This is a genomic window from Coprococcus sp. RTP21204st1_G4_RTP21204_210225 (assembly GCF_040915385.1).
Classification (GTDB): domain Bacteria; phylum Bacillota; class Clostridia; order Lachnospirales; family Lachnospiraceae; genus Allocoprococcus; species Allocoprococcus comes.
Genome location: NZ_JBCPDP010000013.1, coordinates 65,034 through 88,916 on the forward strand (window position 1 = coordinate 65,034; position 23,883 = coordinate 88,916).

The following is a 23,883-nucleotide window of genomic DNA, read 5'->3' on the forward strand; positions in this document are numbered from 1 at the left end:
CTTAAGGAGGACATGAGGCGATGATGAATAAACGATTAAAACAGGGAACAACGTTTTTGTTAGCTCTCGCTCTTGCATTTCCGCTTCTCACTCTGCCTGGTGCCAGAGCTGCAAATGCGATTGAGACGAACCGGAAGTGTTCGGTTTCATTCAGTGTAAGCGGAGAGGGCAACGAACTGACAGCTGCCGGCACTGACATTAAAGTGAATCTTTATAAGGTGGCAGATGTAGACGTATCCGGTAACTATACCGCAACCAAAGATTTCACCGGACTGGATGTATCTTCGGTAAGGGCTGATAATAACGATGCAGCAAGCAAATGGGCTGAGCGTGCAAAGAAAGCAAAAGAAAAGCTGAGTGATTCCGTAAAACCGGTCGATACAGTTACCTTAACAGGTGGTATCGGAAATAAAGATGGTCTTGATACCGGACTTTACCTTGTAGATACACCGGAAGTAGTTACCACGAATTATACCTATACCTTTACACCTTACCTGGTATCACTTCCGACCAATAACTATTATAATATCGAAGATGAAGCTAACAGAAACGATGACTGGATCTACGATCTGACAGATAGCAATGCGATTGGTCTGAAACCGGAAGAACATGCAAGATACGGTGATCTGAAGATCAATAAAACACTTGCAAATCATAATGCAACAACCGGTAAGAAAGCAACCTTCGTATTCCAGATTGAAATTACACCACTTAAGAGCAACAAAACAGAAACCCGCATCGAGTCTCTTGACTTTGAAGCCGCAGGTGACTCTTCCGTAACAATTACAAAGATTCCTGCAGGAGCTACAGTAAAGGTTACAGAAGTCTACAGCGGTGCAAGCTACAAGCTTATCTCAGAAAAAGATCAAGAGACAACGATTGTAGCAACCGATAAAGATGCAAAGGGCGATCTGGCATCCGTTTCCTTTACAAATGATGTCGATGACAATATGAATGGCGGCTACGGTGTAAAAAATAATTTCAAGCTGAACGAAAATGGTCAGTATCAGTACACCGAACCGGCAGAAAAGAACTAGGAAGGGGGAGTCGGAATGAGAAAGTTACATAAAAAACCACTTATCATGGCAACAGCAGCACTTGCTCTTACCGGAACCCTGGCAGTTGGAAGCGCGATGGCGTATTTTACAACTTATTCGACAGCCGGTGGCGGTGTGAAAATGAATATGGGATTTACTGAGACAGTCCCATACGAAAAAGTAGATGAAAAAGGGAAACACGTTACCATTAAAAATACCGGTGATTATGATTGCTTCGTAAGAGTAAAAGCATTTGCCCCAATGGAACTTACCTATACTGCTGATCCGGATAAATGGGAAGCCAAAAATGATGGTTATTGGCACTATAAAGAAGTTCTTCCGGCAAAAGAGTTAACCTCAACGGAACTCAATATCTCTTACAAATTCCCGGAAGGGAAGGATAAACCGGAAGAATTCAATATCGTAGTTATCCAGGAATGCACACCGGTTCTTTACGATGAAAATGGAAACCCATATGCAGACTGGAATCATGTAATCACAACTGAGACAACAGAAGACAGTAAAACCACAGAATAGGAGGGAACGAATATGAAAAAGAAAAAGAAATCATTTCCAAAAAAATCGGCCCTGCTTCTGACAGCATCAGCGCTCCTGTTGATTGGCAGTACTGTCGGCAGTACACGTGCCGCACTCACCTACTACAGTGAGAATTATTCCGCACAGATCGAGATGCAGAATATCGGCGTATCTCTTTTAGAGAATGGCGATGTCGTCAGCAGCCAGGATTTTACATCTAAGAACCAGCAAGAAGTAACAAACGGGGAACTCCTGACAGGCCTTCTCGGAGAAAAGGAGAAATTCGCACCCGGAAAGAAATACAAAGAAGAGCTCAGTGTTCAGAACAGCGGTAACATCGACACCTTCGTGCGTGTGATCCTTACCAAGAGCTGGCAGGACAAAGAGGGCAATAAGAACACCACTCTTTCACCAGATCTGATCGAACTGAATTTCCTTACCGCTAACGGCTGGGTAGTTGCAGATCAGCAGACCACCGACGAAAGAACCGTTCTTTATTACACAAAGGCAGTAAAAGCCGGAGATACCACACCGGCATTATCTGACACACTCCGCATTGATCCGAAGATTGCAACAGAGGTAGAGAAAACAGTAAAGGACAAAACCATCACTTATACTTACAAGTACAATGGTTACACCTTCCACATTGACGCAGAGGTGGATGCAGTTCAGACACACAACGCAAAGGACGCAATCAAGAGTGCCTGGGGCGTGGACGTGAATGTATCAGACGACGAAACAACAATGAGCTTACAGTAGGGAGGTACAGAGTATGAAAAAGAAAATTTTGTGCCTCGCCATGACAGTGATAATGGCAGCAGGGGTACACACAACTGCATTTGCAAAGGATTATCAGGGAGCCGACGGATGGCAGGTTCATTTCACCGGCGACAAGATGGAAAGCAATTTTGAAAACAAGACTGTTTCCGATGAGCTGGCAACGATCCAGCCGGGTGACAGCATCGAATTGAAGGTTCAGCTGAAAAACTCCGATAAAGGCGAGACCGATTGGTACATGACCAATGAGATCATCCAGACACTGGAGGAAGCACAGGAATCCGCTGAAGGCGGTGCTTACGAATACAAGCTGACTTATGTTGGAAGTGACAATACCGAAAAGGTACTCTATAACAGTGATACCGTCGGAGGTGAAGGTTCTTCTAAGACCGGTGAAGGTCTGAAGGAGCTTGGAAACTCTACCGAGAAATATTTCTACCTCGGTCGTCTTGCTTCCAATGGTACCGGAACCGTACACCTTACCATCGGTATCGAAGGTGAGACACAGGGCAATGGTTATCAGAACACGCTCGCAAAGCTTCGTATGAACTTTGCAGTGGAAAAGGTAAAAGTAAGCAATACCATTACCAAGACGAAAATCGTCAAGACTACCAACACCGTTAAGACCGGTGATACCGCAAGAGTTCTTCTCTTCTGTGTGCTTGCACTCATCAGTGGACTGATCCTTCTGGCATACGGAATCTACACATATAACAAGAACACAAAGAAACGCAGACGGAAAGGAGAGTAAGCAGATGAAAAGATGGAAAAAATTACTGGTTTCTCTTCTGACTGTATCAATGACGATCGGTGCATCCACGATGAGCGTTATGGCTGCTGACGGGTATACCTATAAGGTAACTTTATCGGCAGGTAATAAAGGAACGATAAACGGTCTGGCTAAGTTGGAGCAGGATTCTCGTGCCGGTTCTACTGTTACTTTTAATCTGAAGGACGTTCAGGTAACCGATGACAAATACTATATCAAAGGAATCCGTCTCAGCGGACGTGACAATGAAGAAGCTCTTGCTTCTCCTGTATTAGACAATGTAACCGGCGATGCCGACTATGTAGTAGCCTATGGAATCAAAAAGGACATGGTTGCCTACACCGTAAACTATCAGGATGCTTCCGGTAAGGCGCTTGCAGAAAGCCAGACCTTCTACGGAAATGTCGGTGACAAACCAATCGTCGCTTATCAGTATATCGAGAATTATATTCCAGATGCTCTTGCACTTACCAAGACTTTGAGTAATAATGTATCTGAGAATGTATTTACGTTTACCTACAAACCGGGTGCTACAGACCGTGTTGTTACAACAACAACCACCATCACAACGACTGTTCCTGGTACAGCAACTCCTGGCACAGGTACCGGTAATGCCGGTACAGCAGGTGGCACGACAGGCGGCACAACCGGTGGAACTGCCGGAACTACCGGTGGAACTGCCGGAACTACCGGTGGAACTACAACCGGAACTACCGGTGGCACAACAGACGGAACCACAACCGGTACAACCGATGGTACAACGACAGATAACGATTCTCAGGATACGACAGCTAAAGATAAAGATACTGCAACATCTGAGGATGAACAGACACCAAAGTCTCTGGTAGATCTGGATGATGAAGACACTCCAAAAGGAAATATCGATGCGAAAGACAAGACGAGCAAAACTCCGATTGCAGCAGGGATCGGCATTATCGTTGTTGCGGTAGCAGCTCTCGTAGGACTGATCGTATTCTTGAAAAAACGTGCAAAATAAAAAAGCGCGGCACTAAAGGAGAAGTCTTTTTTGAAGAGAACGAAGAAAAAGAAAAGCCCGGTGGCTGCATTTTGCAGTGCACTGGGCACTGTTTTACTGACAGTACTGATTCTTGCCTGTATTCCGCTGACGCTTCCGAAAGCTTTTGGTTTTCAGATGTACACCGTGATCAGTGGGAGCATGGAACCGGCAATCCCGACGGGAAGCCTGGTCTATGTCCGGTATGAAGAACCAGACACGATCGTCAAAGATGATGTCATTGCTTTTTACAGCAACAATGCAGACGGCTCGATCATCACCCACCGTGTAGTATCCAACAGCCCGGCGATGGGACAGTTTATCACCAAAGGGGATGCCAATGAGGAAAAAGATATGAATCCGATCCCTTACAACAACTACATCGGAAAAGTAAAGCTTTCTGTTCCGGTTGTCGGCGGTATCGCACAGGCAGCCACCGGCACTGCCGGAAAGATTGCCGCTGCATCTATGATCGGTCTTGCTGTGATTCTTGAAATCGTTGCTGCCATGCTTGACAGACGCGATGACGGAGACGAATAAGAGAAAACGTTTTGAGAAAACGTTTTTCATTTTAGCTTGCTAAAGTGTGAAACATTTGCTAAAATAATATCAGATTGTATTGTCAGAAGAAGATGGGGGAATTTCACAATTCTCCCATTTGTCATATATTGAAAAGAATGGAGAGGTGAATGGATTGTTATCCAACCAGATTTTACAGAGAACAATCAATGAAATAGGGGATATCATCGAGTGTAACTGTTCCATCTGGAACACAGACGGAGTGATGCTTGCAGCTGTAGGTAAGGAGAAGCCTGCAGTAAAAAAAGCTGTCTGCTCATTTTTAAAAGAGCTGGAGGTTACCGGCGTATCGGAGGAGCACCTGGATGAATGCTATGGTCTGTTCCCGGTTTATGATGATGATGAACTGACTTATATTTTCGTGATCGAGCACAATAATGAGATTGATGTGCATACCAGCGGACGCTTAAGTGTCTGCCAGCTGGAGAGCCTTTTAAGATCCGGAAGCGAACGTCTTGACCGTAACCGTTTTATCCAGAACCTGCTCCTGGATAACCTGCTTCTCGTAGATATCTACAATCAGGCGAAAAAGCTTGGTATTACAGTGGAGCAGCGCAGAGTCGTCTATCTGATCGAACCGAAGAATCCGGATGACACGATCGTCCTGGATATGATCCGTGGGATTTATTCCTCGGGAACCGGTGATTTTGTTACTGCCGTAGATGAGGGACATATTATTCTGATCAAGTCCCTTGACAGTACGGATGATTATGATACGATCCGTTCGACTGCCGATATGCTGGTGAATGCGATCAACACCGAAGCTATGGTCAATGTCCGGCTTTCCTTCGGAACCATCATTCCCGAACTCAAAGAGGTCTCACAGTCTTACAAAGAAGCTGGCATGGCTCTGGATGTGGGACGTATCTTCTATCCGGAACGCAATATTTTATCCTACCGCGAACTCGGTATCGGACGGCTGATCCACCAGCTTCCCGTTTCCTTATGCGAGATGTTCCTGGAAGAAGTATTTGCCGGAAATACCGTTGATCAGTTTGACGAAGAAACCTTATCCACAGTTGATAAATTTTTTGAAAACAGCCTGAATATTTCGGAGACAGCGAGACAGCTTTTCGTCCACCGGAATACGCTCGTCTACCGTCTGGAGAAGATCCAGAAGCAGACCGGGCTGGATGTCAGAGTCTTTGAGGACGCCCTGACATTTAAGATTGCTCTGATGGTCGCAGACCACATGAAATTCATAGAAAACAGAAAATAGGAGGACATGATATGGTGAAATTATACGAAGGCGGTGCCTATCTTTTACACGGTACTGAGGTAATTGCAGATGCACCCGATGCACTTGCTGCCGTAAAAAGCAAGACAGGTATTGAGACAACAAAAGAAGCTGCTGCAAAAGAGACAATGGCTTATGGGATCTTAAGTGCGCATAATACTTCCGGTAATATGCAGCAGCTTCAGATCAAATTTGACAAGCTGACTTCGCACGACATTACCTTTGTCGGAATCATCCAGACTGCAAGAGCATCCGGACTAGAGAAATTCCCGATCCCGTATGTTCTGACCAACTGCCATAACTCTCTGTGTGCAGTCGGCGGTACGATCAATGAAGATGACCACATGTTTGGACTGACCTGTGCGAAGAAGTACGGCGGTGTCTATGTTCCGCCTCATCAGGCCGTTATCCACCAGTTTGCCCGTGAAATGCTCGCAGGCGGCGGCAAGATGATCCTTGGTTCTGACAGCCACACCCGTTATGGTGCACTCGGTACCATGGCAATGGGAGAGGGCGGACCGGAACTTGTAAAACAGCTTCTGAACAAGACTTATGATATCAAGATGCCGGGCGTTGTCGGAATCTATCTGGACGGCGAACCGGTGAAAGGTGTCGGACCGCAGGACGTTGCCCTTGCGATCATCGGCGCAACCTTCGGCAATGGCTATGTCAATAACAAGGTCATGGAATTTGTCGGACCTGGCGTTGGCAAATTAAGTGCAGACTTCCGTATCGGAATCGATGTTATGACGACAGAGACAACCTGCCTTTCTTCTATCTGGAGAACCGATGACAAGATCAAAGAGTTCTACGATATCCACGGAAGAAGTGATGACTTCAGGGAACTGGAGCCTGGCGCAGTCGCTTACTATGACGGTCTTGTATACGTCAATTTGAGCGAGATCAAGCCTATGATCGCCATGCCGTTCCATCCGTCCAATGTCTACACCATCGAGGATGTCAATGCCAACCTTGCAGATGTTCTCCATGATGTAGAGCAGCGCGCGCTGGTAAGCCTGGACGGTGCTGTGGATTACTCTCTTCAGGACAAGATCGTAAATGGTAAGCTTTATGTCGATCAGGGTATCATCGCAGGCTGTGCCGGCGGCGGTTTTGAAAATATCTGTGCTGCCGCAGACATCATCCGTGGCAAATACATCGGATCAGATGAATTTACCTTCAGTGTTTACCCGGCAAGTACACCGATCTACATGGAGCTTGTGAAAAATGGTGCGGTTGCTGACCTGATGGAAGCCGGTACGATCGTGAAGACTGCCTTCTGCGGACCGTGCTTCGGTGCAGGGGATACTCCGGCAAACAATGCATTTTCCATCCGTCACTCTACCCGTAACTTCCCGAACCGTGAAGGAAGCAAGCTGCAGAGTGGACAGATTGCATCTGTTGCCCTTATGGATGCACGTTCCATTGCCGCAACTGCTGCGAACAAAGGTTTCCTTACTCCGGCAACAGATTTTGATATTGAATACAAGAACCCGGCCTACCACTTTGATTCCAGAATTTACGCCAACCGTGTATTTGACAGCCACGGCGTTGCTGATCCTTCGGTTGAGATCAAATTCGGACCGAACATCAAAGACTGGCCGGCAATGAGCGCTCTTCCTGAGAATCTGATTCTGAAGGTCGTATCTGAGATCCACGATCCGGTTACAACGACAGACGAACTGATCCCGTCCGGCGAGACTTCTTCTTATCGTTCCAACCCGCTTGGACTTGCTGAATTTGCACTTTCCAGAAAGGATCCTGCCTATGTAGGACGCGCGAAAGAGGTCCAGAAAGCCCAGAAAGCGATTGAAGCAGGTACTTGTCCACTGGATGTACTGGATGAATTAAAACCGGTGATGGCCGCAATCCAGAAGTCTTATCCGGAAGTCGGCAAGGGAAATATCGGTGTCGGAAGTACCATTTTCGCGGTCAAACCTGGTGATGGTTCTGCCCGTGAACAAGCTGCTTCCTGCCAGAAGGTTCTCGGCGGCTGGGCGAATATTGCGAATGAGTACGCAACCAAACGTTACCGCTCGAACCTGATCAACTGGGGCATGCTTCCGTTTATTACCGAAGAGGAACACACAAAGCTTTCTTTCAGGAACGGTGACTATCTCTTCGTGCCGGATATCCGCAAAGCAGTAGAAGATAAAGCTTCCACGATCAAGGCTTATGTCGTAGGCGATGATCTGAAGGAGATCGATCTGAAGCTCGGTGATCTGACGGATGCAGAACGTGAGATCATCCTCAAAGGATGTCTGATCAATTATTACAGAGATTAATTTTTCTCAGACAATGATATGATTTCAAAGGGACGGAAATTTTTCTGTCCCTTTTTGCAACACTTCCGACTTTTTTATACTCTTATATACAAAGAACCTGTTATGAGAGGAGGGACTTTATGATCGATGCAATTGCATTTAAAGAATTATATAAGACGGTTTATCAGGATCTGTATCGTTTTGCGCTCTGCATGATGCATCATCCGCAGGATGCAGAAGACGCCGTCAGTGAAGCCGTTCTTTCCGCCTATGAGAACATACATAAATTACGCAAAGAAGAAGCATTCCGTTCCTGGATCTTTCAGATTCTGGCAAATGTGTGCCGCCGGAAGTTAAAGAGCCGTGAACGGACCGAGACCGAGCTGAAAGAAGATCATGCTTCTGCCACATACTGTGACGGACTCCGCACAGATGTCGAACGTGCTTTTCTTATTCTCGATGAAGACGATCAGCTGATCATCGGCTTATCCGTCTATGGCGGTTACAACAGTAAAGAGATCGGAAAAATGCTAAGGATGAACCCGAATACAGTCCGCTCCCGCAGAAAGCGTGCCCTCGAAAAGATGAGCTGGCTTCTGAAAGAGTAGGATAAAAGAGTAATAGGAGGTGTTTCATATGACAGATCACGAAAAAGAAATACTGGATAAAATAAAACAATCTACGGAAAAAACTCCTGTTCCGGAAAGCCTTGCACCGGATCAGATTATGAAAATGCTGGAAGAGCATAACAGCACTCAGGCTTCCGGACATATCCCGAAAAAGCATGGATTTTCCCGCGGCTACCGGATACGCGGAGGACTTATCGCTGCCGCACTGGTACTGGTTGTCGGCATTGGCGCCCACATCCGCCAGCAGAATCTTTCTTCAGACTCAGCCACTTCTTCCACAAAAGGCAGTTCTTCAATCGGTACATCCTCCGGTAAGCTTGCCTCTTCCGATACTTTAGAAACGGCAACCGATTATGATGAAGTCTACACATACCTGCAATCTTATCAGGATGAGTTGGATTCTTCATCTGTTACCGGTTCAACCGACGGCGGAATTGTCATGTATTCAACTGAAACAGCCGACAATGGTGCACGTACCGATAGTTCCAGCTCCTCTTCGGATTCTTCAACAGCCTCTGCACGTGCTGTGGATACTTCATTTTCCGATACCAACGTCCGCACAGAGAGCGTCGGTGAAGCAGACATTGTAAAAACGGATGGAAGTTATCTTTATACACTGAAAGCAAACTCACAGGAAATTTCCATTGTAGATATCCGGTCTGATCAGATGAAGGTTGTTTCCGGTATTTCGCTGAATGAGAATTTTCAGGCATCCGAATTTTACCTGAGTGACCAGAAGCTTTTTGTCCTTGGCAACATGCAGAACACGCAGGTTGATTCTGACAGTAAAACCTTGTACCGCGGCAGCTTTACCCGTATCCAGACTTATGATCTGGCAGATATCAACAATCCGAAATCCATCGGAACCGTGGATCAGAGTGGTTACTACCGCACTTCACGTTTTAAAGACGGATATCTGTATGTATTCAGCGACTATTATATTTACGATACGATCACCAAAAAAGATTATCCTTCCTATGTTCCGCTTGTTGGTGACAATCTTCTGAAGCAGTCGGATATCTATCTCCCGACGAACCATGCAGCAGACCAGTACCTTGTTGTCAGCTCCGTTTCCGCTTCCAGTCCGGATAAGGCAGCAGACCAGAAAGCAGTCATGTCTGAGAATGGCGAAGTCTATGTGAGTGAGAACAACATTTATATTTATGAGTATGCGAACAGCAGTATCCTCGCAGATAATCTTGCGGCAAAGAATCAGACGATCCTCCGCAAGCTGTCTTACAATAAAGGAAAACTTTCCGGCTCTGCCCAGGGCAAAGTAAAAGGATATCTGAACGATTCCTTCAGCATTGATGAGTATGACAATACGTTGCGGCTGGTGACAACGGTTACGCATAATGTCGGAAGCTCTTCACAGTCCAACTCAGTCTATGTGCTGGATGCAGATTTGAAAACAATCGGTAAGATCGAGGATCTTTCCAAAAATGAACAGGTCTATTCCGCAAGATTTTTGGGCGATACCGGTTACTTTGTAACTTATGAACAGACAGATCCTTTATTCTCCGTAGACTTTTCCGATCCGGAGAATCCGAAGATCCTTGGCAAGCTGAAAATTCCCGGCTTTTCGGAATACCTGCATTTTTACAGTGATAACCTGCTTCTTGGCATCGGTATGGATACCGATGAAAATGGCATTACAAACGGGGTAAAGATCTCCATGTTTGATATCAGTGATCCTTCGGATGTGAAGGAAGTCAGCAAGTACACACTGGATCAGTACTATTACTCGGATGTTTTTTCTGACTACCGTGCAGCACTGGTTGATCCGGAAAAGAATCTGATCGGCTTTCCGCTTTCCGGATCTGCCAACCAGTATGTGATCCTTTCTTACGATAAAGATCAGGGTTTCCAGGTACAGATGCAGGAGGAAGTCAACGGTAATTCTTATCTTGGAACCCGCGGTGTGTATGCAAACGAAAAGTTCTATGTGATCAATGGAAATGCAATTGAAGCATACCGGATGGGAGACTATGTGAAGATAGATGATCTGCTGCTATAGTGCAGCTTTGCAGAAGGAGCTGCCGCTCCGCATACTTTGTACACCATTCCACATCATTGTATACACCAAAATCGTATATACAAAAACAGGTGCCCACGGGGATATATCACTAAGATATACTTACGTGGACACCTGTTTTATATTTTCATTTACCTGTTATTCCACACCGTTAAAGCAGTAGGTACATACCTGGCATGCATCAATCCCGATTGATTTGATCAGATCATCCAGTCTGTGATAACGAAGTGAAGTGAAATTCTGTCTCTTGCGGATTTCCTCCAGCATTGCTGCATACCGGTCACTGTTCGGATCCGCATATTCACTCAGTACATTGACATCATTGTCGCCTTCCCACTCACGGATGATCCTTCTTGTGATCAGATCCAGATCTGATTTGGAACGGGAGAAGTTCAAATATTTGCATCCGTACAAAAGCGGTGGACATGCCGGGCGGACATGCACTTCTTTTGCGCCACTCTGATACAGGAACTCTGTCGTCTCACGGAGCTGTGTGCCACGCACGATAGAATCATCGATCAGCAGCAGGCTCCTGTCTTCGATCAGACTATGTACCGGGATCAGTTTCATTCTGGCGATCAGATTACGCTGACTCTGTGTTGTCGGCATGAAGGATCTTGGCCAGGTCGGAGTATATTTGATAAATGGTCTTGCATACGGAATACCTGATTCATTTGCATAGCCTATCGCATGAGCAATACCCGAATCCGGAACTCCTGCAACAATATCCACGTCGATCGAATGGTCATCTCTCTGTGCTAAAAGCTTTCCACAGTTGTAACGCATTTCTTCTACACCAACCCCTTCATAAGAAGAAGTAGGATATCCATAGTATACCCACAGGAACGAACAGATTCTCATCTTTTCACATGCAGGACTTACAGTCTCCACAGATTCCGGTGTCACGTAGACGATTTCTCCAGGTCCCAGCTCTTTGTAATCTGTGTATCCAAGGTTGATATATGCAAAGCTTTCAAAGGAAACGCAGTATGCATTCTCTTTCTTTCCGATCACAACCGGTGTACGTCCGAGAAGGTCTCTGGCTGCATAAATTCCATTCTCTGTCAGAAGCAGAAGTGTCATCGAGCCTTCAACTACTGACTGCACATAACGGATTCCCTCAACAAACGAATCCTTTTTACAGATCAATGCCGCAACCAGCTCTGTAGAATTGATCTGTCCATTGGTCATAGACTGAAAATGTGTATGTCCATTTTCATAAAGATTCCGAATCAGCTGATCCGCATTATTGATCTTACCTACTGTCGTAATTCCAAAGCACCCCAGATGCGACTGGATCAGAATTGGCTGTGGATCATAATCTGAAATACATCCAATTCCAATATTTCCCTTCATTGTATCAACATCTTTTTCAAATTTTGTACGGAACGGCGAATTTTCAATATTATGAATCGCTCTCTTCCAGCCATCACTTCCGTAAGTAGCCATACCTCCGCGGCGGGTTCCAAGATGCGAATGATAATCTGTTCCATAAAAAAGATCCAGATTACATGCTTCTTTTGATGCAACGCCAAAAAATCCTCCCATATCTGTAGGTCTCCTTTCTTTATCCCAATGCCATAGCCTGTATTTTTCATCTATTTTTTAGTGTATCATGCATTTATGGGCGGAAACAATAGCAAAACCCCGAATATATTGCAAATGGCTATAACTATTTCTAATCGTATTTATAATTGTTTGAATTTTCTGATATATATATCGCAATTTCAGTTCTTTCTAATTTTATTAAAATTATTTTAAAATTATATTGACAAATAAGTATTTGGGTGTTATTATTAAGTCAATCCAAAAGAAAAGAAGTTCCTGACGAGAAAGGGAATTTCAAAAAGATATTTTTTTAATCTGTTACATAGTTTCATATATATTCGCCAAGAGTATAAGATGAAGAGCCAGATCAGAAAAGGGTAACAAGAATAATTGTTATTTGAAGGTTAGAAAGTTTTTAAAAAGCAACTATACATTTTGGTTATGAGCGTTTTGTAAGCGGAGTGTGTAGAGAACAATTTTTAAAATTGATAATTTATAATAATAAGAGAAAATTGATATCTGACTTCTGAACAGAAAAAAGTATAAGAGAAAAAAATATCCGGATAAAATTTTGGAACGAGAACGAAAGGAAGGAGGCTTTGACCGTTGGATATTTCATCATCTAAAACTCAATATGTTAATGGTATGGCAAATGTAAATTCCTGTGAGATGAGCCTTAACCATAGATTATAATCCGGTAAGAGAAAAGTTAATGATAAAAAGGTCGGAGTAGTAGATAAACCGGAAGCGATTATAAGATATAAAAAGATTCAGCATTTGTTGACATATTGAAGTAAATACCACAGTAATTCAAGATCAGAAAATGTGTAAAGAAACATTCATTGATAAGTAAATTTAACAGTGACGAGAAAGCTGATAAATACCAAAATTGGATTACCTGATTATATAAAATAACGAACGATCAGAATTGATCAAAATCGATTCATATGATTTCATTTTTATAAATTTTATAAAATCTGAATATCATATGAAATGCTCAAAGAACTTACAGGAATAAGAATTACTTAATTCCTCCGATATAAAAATAAAAATTACAATTGAATATTCCGAGACAGCCATTCAAAAGATGGCTGTCTCCTTTTTTTCTGTTACCAGCTCCCAATTTGTGAATTTTTTGTAATATTTTTTTAACATTTCTGAAAAATATCAGCCGTAATTTTTGACATTGACAACGCTCTATGATACACTTAGTAAGTAAAATTATAAGACTTTTGTTTTCCGTTTCTGGTACAAAAGTCAGACTTACTGAGGAAAAGTAAAATAATTAATAATAATCATATGAGGTGAGAAACGTTGGATAAATATGAATATCGCGCAAAGACAGAGCAGATGCTTGCGTATGCCGAACAGAAGTCTTACCAGAAAGCGATGTCGATTGCAGATACGATCGACTGGCGTAAAGTAAAAAATACCGCCATGCTCTCTACCGTAAGCGAAATCTATGAAAATGCGGGGGAACTTGGTAAAGCACGTGATACCTTATTTATTGCGTATGATAAAGCACCTTCCAGCAGAAAGGTTGTATACCGCCTGGGAATTATTTCTCTGAAACTGGGACATTTCGATGAAGCAGCTGATTGCTACGAAGAATTTGTCAAGCTTGCTCCGAAAGATCCAAACCAGTACATTCTCCGGTATAAGATCTTAAAAGCACAGAAAGCGCCAGTCAAAGAACAGATTGAAGCTCTTGAAGATTTCAAGCATTCTGAATACGTTGAAAAATGGGCATATGAACTTGCCAGATTATACGCTGAAGCCGGTATGACTTCCGAATGTCTTGATGAATGTGATGATCTGATTCTCTGGTTCAGCGAAGGTACTTATGTATACCAGGCAATGGAACTTAAAATGAAATACAAACCGTTGACTCCACTTCAGCAGGAAAAATACGATCATCGAAATGATGGTATCGGCCGTAAGGATTCTTCCAAGAGAAAACCTTCCTTCCGAAAATCCAAAGAACGTCCGGCACCGAATCCACGAATTGCAGACAAGGTCCGCAAAGATGTACATGTCACAGACAGTATTGATCTTCCGGATCTTCCAGAGCCAATGACCCGGACACATGCTTCCGAACCAGAAGCTGAGTCACAGCCAAAAACCCGGATTCGAAGCACTTCCGATATTTCCACAACCATTTCCGGTGCTTCCCTTTCAGATGCCCTGAAGGCCGGTGTTGCCGTTGCAAGTGGTGCAGTTGCTCCTGAATCTGCTTCAGACGATTCACAGATGACCGGTAAGATGAAGATTGAAGAAATTCTTGCCAACTGGGAAGCAACCCAGCGTGAAAATGCAAAGATTCTTGAAAAGAGCCAGGAGGAAGCTGAGAAAGAAAAAGCCCTGCGTGAGAAGAAGAAAGAAGAAGAAGAGGAAGTTCTTGGAGCTACAAAACCAATCCTTTCTGATGATATCCGCAAACTGATGGAACAGCTTGAAAATGGTGAAGAGCCTAAAATCACCGATGAAGATGCTGAAGATTTCGTTGATGATGAAGAGGATGAAGCGACTGAAAGCCCGGAAGATTCATCCAAAGAAGCTTCAGACACTGACGAGGAAGATCCGGAAGAAAATGATTTTGAAGAAATCGTTGACTCCGAAGAAGATGATGAATCGGATGCGGTTTACGATGAAGAAGCTGAATACGAGGATGAGAATGATTCCGAGTATGATGACGACGAGGAATACGAGGATGAGGATGAGTCCGAGTATGACGACGACGAGGAATACGAGGATGAAGATGATTCCGAGTATGACGACGACGAGAAATACGAGGATGAAGATGATTCCGAGTATGATGACGAGGAAGAATACGAAGATGAGGATGAGTCCGAGTATGATGACGACGAGGAATACGAGGATGAAGATGATTCCGAGTATGACGACGACGAGGAATACGAGGATGAAGATGATTCCGAGTATGATGACGACGAGGAATACGAAGATGAGGATGAGTCCGAGTATGATGACGACGAGGAATACGAAGATGAAGACGATTCCGAGTATGACGATGACGAGGAATACGAAGATGAAGACGATTCCGAATATGACGATGACGAGGAATACGAAGATGAAGATGATTCCGAGTATGACGACGACGAGGAATACGAGGATGAAGATGATTCCGAGTATGACGATGACGAAGAATACGAGGATGAAGACGAAGATGACTACCAGATCGATGATGAATTAGATGAAGATCATAAAGAGGATTTTGATTTTGAAAAAGAATCTACTCTCGATATCAATGATCATGATTCTGACGAAGATGATGGTGATTTTGCAGACCTTGATTCCTTTGAAGATGAAGAAGAATTAGATAGCAGTGATGATTATCTTGATCTTGAATTTGACGAGAAACCGGCTCCTGAGCCAGAGAAAGAAACTTCAAAATCAGCGCCAACTCCGGATATTGACGAAGTTCTTGAAATCGAAGAACCGTCAGAAGATGAAATCACCGAACGCATGGGTAAATTCGATACCGGATTCGTTGTACAGGGTCGTTACGATCTGAGTGCAACAAGTGAGATCGGACTGAAGCTTGGACTTACTGAAGAGCAGAAGCAGCTGTTCTCTTACTTTGTACCGATCCGTGGTGTCAGTGAACAGCTTGTTGAAATCCTTGATAACGACAAACGTTGCCGTAACCGTTATGGAACTTCCCGCACAGGCAACATCCTGATCCTTGGCCGCAAGGGAAGCGGAAAAACAGTCCTCGCAGTTGATATTGTAAAAGCAATCCAGAAACAGCGCAGACTCAAACAGGGTAAAGTTGCAATCGTAACCGGTGATTCTCTGAACAAAAAGGACATCGGAAGTATCATCGATAAGCTGAACGGTGGCGCACTGATCATCGAAAAAGCTTCCAAGATGAATGACAGAACCATCCGTGAACTGAATGACATGATGGATGAACAGACCGGCGAACTTCTCTTCCTTCTGGAAGACCAGAAGAAACCGCTGGAAAGAATGTTTGCATCCCATCGCGAATTCAAACGTAAATTTACTTCCAGACTGGAGCTTCCAGTATTCATCAATGATGAACTGGTTACATTCGGTCAGACCTATGCTAAGGAAAACGGATACCGTATCGATGAAATGGGAATCCTTGCATTATACAGCCGGATCGATATGATGCAGAGAGAAGATCATGCGGTTACTGTTGCAGAAGTAAAAGAGATCATGGATGAAGCAATTTCACATTCCCAGAAAGCAAATGTAAAACATCTTGTGAAACGGGTATTTGGAAGAAGCACTGATAATTCAGACCACATCATCCTGAAAGAAGATGATTTTAAATCATAAGATTTCTACAAAGAACGCGCTTCCGGCGCGTTCTTTTGTATATGCAGACCAAACCGATAACTATAAACAAAGAGTTTTAGACATCTTACATAAGAAGTGTATAAGTTGTCCAAAACTCTTTCTTTTTATCGCTATTTCTAGTATAATATTCCTAAATATCTTTGATAGAAGGTGAATGGGATGGCAGTAAAAAAAACAACAGCACAACAGACCAACACGCCCCGCAAGACGGCCGTAAAAAAATCTGCTGTAAAAAAACCGGCAGCTGCTAAAACTGCTGCTAAAAAATCTACAGCTAAAAAGTCTGTAAAAACTGTAACAACAGATAAACCCGCTGATTATAGAATCGGCGAATTAGATCAATATTTATTCGGACAGGGAACCCATTATGAAATCTATAAAAAAATGGGTGCACATTTTGTAAAAGATGGAAAAAAAACCGGCGTATATTTCGCAGTATGGGCTCCACACGCCAGATCAGTTTCCGTAGTCGGTGAATTCAACGGCTGGAGTGAAGATGCAAACGTTATGAAGCGTCAGGAACCACTTGGAATCTATACCGCATTTGTTCCGGAAGCACAGCTCGGACAGCTTTACAAGTACTGTATCGAGACACAGACCGGAGATAAGCTTTACAAGGCTGATCCATTTGCGAACAGTGCAGAGTTGAGACCGGGAACTGCCTCAAGGATTGCTGATATCTCCCATCTAAAATGGAGTGACAGTGTCTGGATGAAGCACCGGGCAGAATGGGATTTCCATTCCTCACCGATTTCCATTTATGAAGCACATATCGGTTCCTGGATGCGCCATCCGGGACGTGAAGATGAGGGATTCTACAGCTACCGTGAATTTGCGCATGCAGCTACAGACTACATAAAAAAGATGGGGTATACTCATATCGAACTGATGGGAATTTCAGAATACCCATTTGACGGCTCCTGGGGATATCAGGTTACCGGATATTATGCTCCGACCTCCCGTTATGGTACGCCGGAAGATTTCGCATATATGATCAATTATTTCCATAAGAATAAGATTGGCGTAATCCTTGACTGGGTACCGGCACATTTTCCACGCGATGCACACGGACTCGCTGATTTTGACGGCACAGCTACCTTTGAATATGCAGATCCTAAGAAAGGGGAACATCCGGACTGGGGAACCAAGATCTTCGATTATGGTAAAGCAGAAGTTAAGAACTTCCTGATCGCCAACGCACTGTTCTGGATCGAACATTATCACATCGATGGTCTCCGCGTAGATGCTGTTGCTTCCATGCTGTATCTTGATTACGGTAAAGAAGACGGTCAGTGGATCGCCAACAAATACGGCAGCAATGAGAATCTGGAAGCAATCGAATTTTTCAAGCATCTGAATTCCGTTACTACCGGACGTAACCCTGGCGCACTGATGATCGCAGAAGAATCCACTGCATGGCCAAAAGTAACAGGCAAACCGGAAGATGATGGTCTTGGATTCAGCCTGAAGTGGAACATGGGATGGATGCATGACTTTACCGAATACATGAAGCTGGATCCATATTTCCGCAAAGGCGACCACTACGGTATGACATTTGCCTTAACCTATGCATACAGCGAGAATTATATTCTTGTATTATCACATGATGAAGTGGTACATCTAAAATGCTCTATGCTCAATAAGATGCCTGGTCTTGGATTTGAGAAATTCGCCAACCTGAAGGTCGGTTATGCTTTCATGATGGGACATCCTGGAAAGAAACTTCTCTTCATGGGACAGGATTTCGGACAGCTCCGCGAGTGGAGCGAGGCGCGTGAGCTTGACTGGTATCTCCTTGCAGAGCCGGAGCATCAGGCACTCCAGAATTTCTACCGTGACCTGCTGCATCTTTACACACACAACAAAGCCATGTATGAACAGGATACCTGCATGGAAGGCTTTGAGTGGGTCAATGCAGATGACAGCTCACGAAGTATTTACAGCTTCATCCGTCATTCAAAGGGCGCAAAAAAGAACCTTTTATTCGTATGTAACTTCACACCGATCGAACGACCGGAGTACCGTGTCGGCGTACCACGCGGCAAACAGTACCGCCTGGTACTGAACAGTGATGAATTGCAGTATGGCGGAAGCGGAAAAGCCCGCCCGGCAGTATATAAAGCAAAGAAACAGGAATGTGATGGAAGACCATATTCATTTGGTTACGATCTTCCGCCATACGGTGTTGCTGTATTCGAATTTTAACATAGCAAGTCAATGCAACCTGCGCAAAATATTCATCATACGAATAATTGATTCCACCAATTATTTTCTTAACATTTCCCGGATTCGTTCTTCCAGAGTTTCTTCTGGAAGAACTCCGGTTGTATATCCACAGATTTTTCCATCTCTGTACACCACAAACGTCGGTACGATCTCAATGCCTATATACTCTGCAATCTCTTTCGATATATCAATATCAATCTTATAAAAAATCCATTTTCCCTGATACCGGCTGGCAATCCTTTCCACAACAGGATACATCATTCCGCACTTTGGACACCATGATGCGTAAAACTCCACAATTACCGGCATCCTCTGCTTTCCGACTGTATTTTCATAATCCTTCGTGATCAATGCGATACCCATACACTTTCCTCATTTCTGCCATCTCAGGCTATGTAAAAAGGACTGGATTTAGTGGCATCCGCATTTCGGGTTTAAGATTTTATAGACTTCCTGAAAAGAATTTCTGAAACAGATCAGCTTTTTATTAAATCTTGGATTCTTATAGCAAAACCCCCGCATACAATTCTGAAAATGATATTTTTTCCGCATATCTGTTCCTTCCTGACTTCCTCTTTCTACAATATATGCAAAAAGACAGCCGATGTGCGGATTGCTCCGTATCTGCTGTCTCTTATATTGCCAGGGATCATCTTACGCACTCAGCGCCTTTATGATCTGCCTGTTGCATTTTATTCAATTGTCTTACTGGCGCATTGCGATCAGTTTATGGATCGGATGTCCCTGCCCGGAAAATTTCTCCTCGTACTCAGTCATAACATTCCCTCTGCTGAGTGTCGGATCATTGTGAAGATCATAGGTCTTCGCCAGAAGTACCCAGCCTGCCAACTCCACCTGCTCCAGTGAAAAGTCAAACAGCTCTCTGTTGTCTGTCTTAAATTCAACGACTCCGTCAAAGGCAAGGATCTTGTCATACCGCTCAAAAAACTGCTTGGAAGTAAGTCTGCGCTTTGCATGACGTGCTTTCGGCCACGGATCTGAAAAATTCAGATAAATCTTGTCAATCTCTCCGACAGCAAAAACCTCCGGCAGATTTGTCGCATCCATACAGATAAAACGAATATTGTTGACATCCTTGTATTCCTCGTCATTGTCAAAGCGTTCCAGCGCCCGAAGCAGTACGCTTGAATAACGTTCGATACCGATATAGTTGATGGATGGATTCTCCTTTGCAAGTGTCAGAAGAAACTGTCCTTTTCCCATCCCGATCTCAATATGGATCGGATTCTCCGGATTCTGAAAAGTCTCTTTCCAGGTGCCGCGATATCTGGTCTCATTTTTAATTACAAGGGGATGAGCTGTCAGATAAGCATCTGCTCCCGGTACATTTCTTAACCTCATATATCTTTCTCTTCCTTTAGTGAAAATATGTATAACCTTATTTATTTTATACTATTCTGAAATATTTGAAAACCCAAAAATATATTTTATAAGTTTTGTATAAAATATTCTTATGATATTCTCTTATTATTTAGTAGATTTTTCCAATTTAAAGTAGTAGAATATGTATGCATTATTAAAAATGTATAAATAATTTCTAAGAAAGGAGTCGGACAATGGATCATATTGTTAAAAAGCTCTCCGAAATCGAACACGCAGCCGAAGCTGTTGTGGAACACGCGGAACTGGAAAAATCAGAACTGGAAGAACGCATTCAAAATGAACGCAATCAGTTCGACAAACAACTTGAAGATCACACCCAAAAGGAGCTGAACGATATCCACAAAGGATTAAACCGTCAGATGGATGAGATTCTTGCAAGGCAGAACCGTAAGAACCAGACAGCGATCGAAGAACTTAAAAAAGATTTTGAAGAGAAACATACGGCATATGCCGAGAAAATTGTCAGACGTATCATAGAGGGATAGCATATGGGAAATTTACTTGCATACAGTGGCATCGTAACAAAAGTACGCGCCATGCAGGCGAAACTGCTCACTGATGAAGATTTCCAGAATATCGCCGCATTTCATACAGTAACCGAAGTTGCTGCTTATCTCAAAGAACATCCCGGATATCGGAATGTCCTTGCAGATATGGACGAAAACCGTCTTCACCGCGGTGAGATTGAGAAGCTTCTTGTGCAGTCACTTTACAGTGATTATACACGCCTGTACCGTTTTTCCGGAATGGATCAGAAAAAATTCCTGGAGCTTTATCTGAAGCGCTACGAGATGAATCTGATCAACTATTGTCTGCGTATTGTATTCAACCACTATCAGAAGCCTTTTGATCTGGATCATAAGAAAATATTCTTCGACAAATATTCGGATCTCTCCATCGATAAACTGATCACTTCGGGGAATATCGGTGAGCTGGTGGAAAATTTAAAGGGCACAGAATACTATGCGCCGTTAAAACGTCTGGAAAATGCGGAGAACCCTACCCTTTTTGATTACGATCTGGCACTGAATCTGTACTATTTTACAACCATGTGGAAGAAACGCAAAAAGATTCTGAAGCATAAGGAACTGGAAATTTTCACCAGAGATGCCGGAGCAAAGATCGACCTGCTGAACCTGCAGTGGATCTACCGTGCAAAAAAATATTACAACATGCTTCCGCCGGATATTTCCACACTGCTGATCCCGATACACTACCGGATTCATGTAGATCAGCTGAAGGATCTTGTAGAAGCACCGTCTGTCGATGAATTTTTAAAGCTGGTTACCAGAACGCCTTATCTGCGTCACACCGATACTCAGACACCAGCGTCCATCGAGACGATTTACAAAGACTGCCTGTACCGTCTCTACCTGGCAGACAGAAGAAGTAACCCTTATTCCATCGCAACCGTGAATACCTATCTTTTTCTGAAAGAAGAGGAGCTTGATAAGCTTACAACTGTGCTCGAATGTGTTCGCTACGGACTTCCTGCACGTGAGACATTAACTTATATAGGAGGAACAGCGAAATGATTGTTAAGATGAAGTTCCTGAGCATTACCGGACCACGCGCCGACATCGACCGCATGACAAACCGGTATCTTTCCAAATATGAGATGCAGCTTGAAAATGCACTCACGGAGCTCAAGACAGTAGATAATCTGATGCCATTTCTGGAAATGAACCCTTACCGTGATCCACTCGCAAAAGTGACACAGTTTCTGGGATATATGAAAGACATGCCAGCAGAGCCATCCTTTGATCAGAGCGAAGACGAGATCCTTGAGATGATTCGTTCTATCAATCATGACTACATGGATCTGCAGCAGCAAAAAGAAGAACTGAAAAAAAAGAGAGAGAATATCCAGGCACGTATGAAAGTCCTGGAACCTTTTACTTCTCTGGATTTTGACCTGCATGAGATCATGCAGTACAAATACATCCGCACAAGATTTGGAAAAATCAATGTGGATTATTATCACCGGCTGGAAAAAGCGCTTCTTGAAGACATTGATGCATTATTTCTGGAAGGCTCCAGAGATGCCTCTTATGTCTATGGCGTTTATTTTGTATCGGATGCTGATGCAGGAAAGGTCGATTCGATCATGCGGTCTCTCCACTTTGAAAAAATCGATCTGCTGGAAGACTTTGGCGGAACCCCGCTGGAAGCTTACCGGAGCCTGGATAAAGAAGTCCAGAATCTGACCGATGAAATCCAGGCAGTGAAGGATAAACGTCAGGAGATGTTTCGCAAGAACGCTTCCAGACTACTCGGTGCAAGAATTCAGCTGGAACGTTTTTCCGATAACTTTGATATCCGGAAATTTGCGGCACGAACCGAGACAGACGAGCAGGAAGAATACTACATCCTCTGCGGCTGGATGTCCGAAGAAGATGCAAATGCATTTATCAAAGAGGCACAGGGAGATGACAAGGTTTATATCGTAGTAGAAGAGGACCGGGAACAGTATTTTGGAGAACCTCCTACCAAGCTTGAGAATCCAAAGCTTTTCAAACCATTTGAAATGTTCATCAAGATGTACGGACTTCCCAAGAGTGGTGAGATGGATCCGACCATTTTTGTAGGTATCATGTACAGCTTTATCTTCGGCGCCATGTTCGGGGATGTCGGTCAGGGGCTGCTGCTCTTTATCGGCGGTGCGATCCTGTATTTCACAAAGAAAATGAACCTTGCCGGAATCGTATCACTTGCCGGAATCTTCTCCACCTTCTTTGGATTTATGTTTGGAAGTGTGTTTGGATTTGAAGACATTATAGAAGCCAAATGGATCCGACCGATCAATCATATGACCACCTTACCGTTTATCGGAAAGCTGAATACCGTATTTATCGTATCGATTGCTTTTGGTATGGGAATCATCCTGATTTCTATGATCTTCCATATTATCAACGGCATCCGTGCCAAAGATACCGAAGCAACCTGGTTTGATGCAAACGGCGTGGCAGGGCTGATATTCTACGGGGCAGCAGTTACCTGCATCGTTCTTTTCATGACAGGTCACTCTCTGCCGGGTGGAATCGTTCTTGCAGTGATGTTCGGAGTACCGCTTCTTCTGATCGCACTGAAAGAACCGCTGACGAACAAGATCAAAAAGAAAACCGAAAAAATGGAACAAAGCAAAGCAATGTTTGTCACCCAGGCATTCTTTGAATTATTTGAAACCCTGCTCAGCTATTTTTCAAATACGCTTTCCTTTATCCGTATCGGTGCATTCGCAGTCAGCCACGCTTCCATCATGGAGGTTGTACTGATGCTTGCCGGTGCCGAAAGCGGGCATATTAACTGGGTAGTGATCGTACTCGGCAACCTGTTTGTATGTGGATTCGAAGGACTGATCGTTGGAATCCAGGTCCTGAGACTTGTCTATTACGAGATGTTCAGCCGTTTCTACAAAGGCAGCGGCCGCGAATTTAAACCTTATACAGGTACTGCAAAAAATTAGTTTTTCATTTTAGGAG

The 23,883-nt window shown here is 43.8% G+C and carries 18 protein-coding genes; 15 read left to right on the plus strand and 3 right to left on the minus strand.

Annotated elements, in window-relative coordinates:
- Positions 1-20: 20 nt before the first annotated feature.
- The 10 genes from AB5213_RS12085 to AB5213_RS12130 all read left to right on the plus strand — a co-directional run bounded on the left by AB5213_RS12085 (position 21) and on the right by AB5213_RS12130 (position 10,861).
- The gene (locus tag AB5213_RS12085; protein ID WP_368276772.1) at positions 21-1,037 is read left to right on the plus strand and encodes a DUF5979 domain-containing protein; all 1,017 of its coding nucleotides are present in this window, start codon (positions 21-23) and stop codon (positions 1,035-1,037) included.
- Positions 1,038-1,052: 15 nt separating this feature from the next.
- Positions 1,053-1,574, plus strand: a complete 522-nt coding sequence (locus AB5213_RS12090; RefSeq protein WP_368276773.1) for a hypothetical protein — start codon at positions 1,053-1,055, stop codon at positions 1,572-1,574.
- 12 nt (positions 1,575-1,586) lie between these two features.
- Complete coding sequence (locus AB5213_RS12095; protein ID WP_227120888.1) at positions 1,587-2,333, plus strand: hypothetical protein; 747 nt, start codon at positions 1,587-1,589, stop codon at positions 2,331-2,333.
- A gap of 13 nt (positions 2,334-2,346) precedes the next feature.
- Complete coding sequence (locus AB5213_RS12100) at positions 2,347-3,102, plus strand: sortase B protein-sorting domain-containing protein (protein ID WP_055155977.1); 756 nt, start codon at positions 2,347-2,349, stop codon at positions 3,100-3,102.
- Between the two features lie 4 nt (positions 3,103-3,106).
- A complete protein-coding gene (locus AB5213_RS12105) occupies positions 3,107-4,117 on the plus strand; it encodes a hypothetical protein (RefSeq protein ID WP_368276774.1) in 1,011 nt (336 codons plus the stop codon).
- 30 nt (positions 4,118-4,147) lie between these two features.
- Positions 4,148-4,675, plus strand: a complete 528-nt coding sequence (locus tag AB5213_RS12110) for a signal peptidase I (protein WP_195548809.1) — start codon at positions 4,148-4,150, stop codon at positions 4,673-4,675.
- Between the two features lie 154 nt (positions 4,676-4,829).
- Positions 4,830-5,933, plus strand: coding sequence for a CdaR family transcriptional regulator (locus AB5213_RS12115; protein WP_117835936.1), 1,104 nt, complete (start codon positions 4,830-4,832; stop codon positions 5,931-5,933).
- An 11-nt stretch (positions 5,934-5,944) separates the two neighbouring features.
- Positions 5,945-8,236, plus strand: coding sequence for a hydratase (locus tag AB5213_RS12120; protein WP_368276775.1), 2,292 nt, complete (start codon positions 5,945-5,947; stop codon positions 8,234-8,236).
- 119 nt (positions 8,237-8,355) lie between these two features.
- Entirely contained in the window at positions 8,356-8,823 is a 468-nt protein-coding gene (locus AB5213_RS12125) for an RNA polymerase sigma factor (protein WP_195479763.1), read from the plus strand.
- A 28-nt stretch (positions 8,824-8,851) separates the two neighbouring features.
- Entirely contained in the window at positions 8,852-10,861 is a 2,010-nt protein-coding gene (locus AB5213_RS12130) for a beta-propeller domain-containing protein (protein WP_368276776.1), read from the plus strand.
- A 156-nt stretch (positions 10,862-11,017) separates the two neighbouring features.
- Here AB5213_RS12130 and AB5213_RS12135 read toward each other — a convergent pair whose 3' ends face one another.
- Positions 11,018-12,427 carry an amidophosphoribosyltransferase gene (locus AB5213_RS12135; RefSeq protein ID WP_022219923.1) on the minus strand — a complete coding sequence of 470 codons (1,410 nt, stop codon included), beginning with the start codon at positions 12,425-12,427 and terminating at the stop codon, positions 11,018-11,020.
- Between the two features lie 1,314 nt (positions 12,428-13,741).
- Here AB5213_RS12135 and AB5213_RS12140 point away from each other — a divergent pair.
- Both AB5213_RS12140 and glgB read left to right on the plus strand, forming a co-directional pair.
- Positions 13,742-16,750, plus strand: a complete 3,009-nt coding sequence (locus AB5213_RS12140; RefSeq protein WP_368276777.1) for a tetratricopeptide repeat protein — start codon at positions 13,742-13,744, stop codon at positions 16,748-16,750.
- Positions 16,751-16,930: 180 nt separating this feature from the next.
- The gene (gene glgB, locus AB5213_RS12145) at positions 16,931-18,976 is read left to right on the plus strand and encodes a 1,4-alpha-glucan branching protein GlgB (RefSeq protein WP_279286835.1); all 2,046 of its coding nucleotides are present in this window, start codon (positions 16,931-16,933) and stop codon (positions 18,974-18,976) included.
- 60 nt (positions 18,977-19,036) lie between these two features.
- On the opposite strand, the gene AB5213_RS12150 is transcribed toward glgB, so the two are convergent.
- Both AB5213_RS12150 and trmB read right to left on the minus strand, forming a co-directional pair.
- On the minus strand, positions 19,037-19,360 hold the full coding sequence (locus AB5213_RS12150) for a co-chaperone YbbN (protein WP_008371132.1): 324 nt from the start codon (positions 19,358-19,360) through the stop codon (positions 19,037-19,039).
- Positions 19,361-19,702: 342 nt separating this feature from the next.
- Entirely contained in the window at positions 19,703-20,359 is a 657-nt protein-coding gene (gene trmB, locus AB5213_RS12155; protein WP_008371128.1) for a tRNA (guanosine(46)-N7)-methyltransferase TrmB, read from the minus strand.
- 215 nt (positions 20,360-20,574) lie between these two features.
- On the opposite strand from trmB, the gene AB5213_RS12160 reads away from it, so the two are divergent.
- Genes AB5213_RS12160 through AB5213_RS12170 form a run of 3 tightly spaced genes read left to right on the plus strand, consistent with a single transcriptional unit; the run spans position 20,575 to position 23,867 of the window.
- The gene (locus tag AB5213_RS12160; RefSeq protein ID WP_008371126.1) at positions 20,575-20,886 is read left to right on the plus strand and encodes a hypothetical protein; all 312 of its coding nucleotides are present in this window, start codon (positions 20,575-20,577) and stop codon (positions 20,884-20,886) included.
- A 3-nt stretch (positions 20,887-20,889) separates the two neighbouring features.
- The gene (locus AB5213_RS12165; RefSeq protein WP_008371124.1) at positions 20,890-21,936 is read left to right on the plus strand and encodes a V-type ATPase subunit; all 1,047 of its coding nucleotides are present in this window, start codon (positions 20,890-20,892) and stop codon (positions 21,934-21,936) included.
- A complete protein-coding gene (locus AB5213_RS12170; RefSeq protein ID WP_349096563.1) occupies positions 21,933-23,867 on the plus strand; it encodes a V-type ATPase 116kDa subunit family protein in 1,935 nt (644 codons plus the stop codon). The genes AB5213_RS12165 and AB5213_RS12170 overlap by 4 nt, the downstream gene beginning before the upstream one ends.
- Positions 23,868-23,883: the final 16 nt, after the last annotated feature.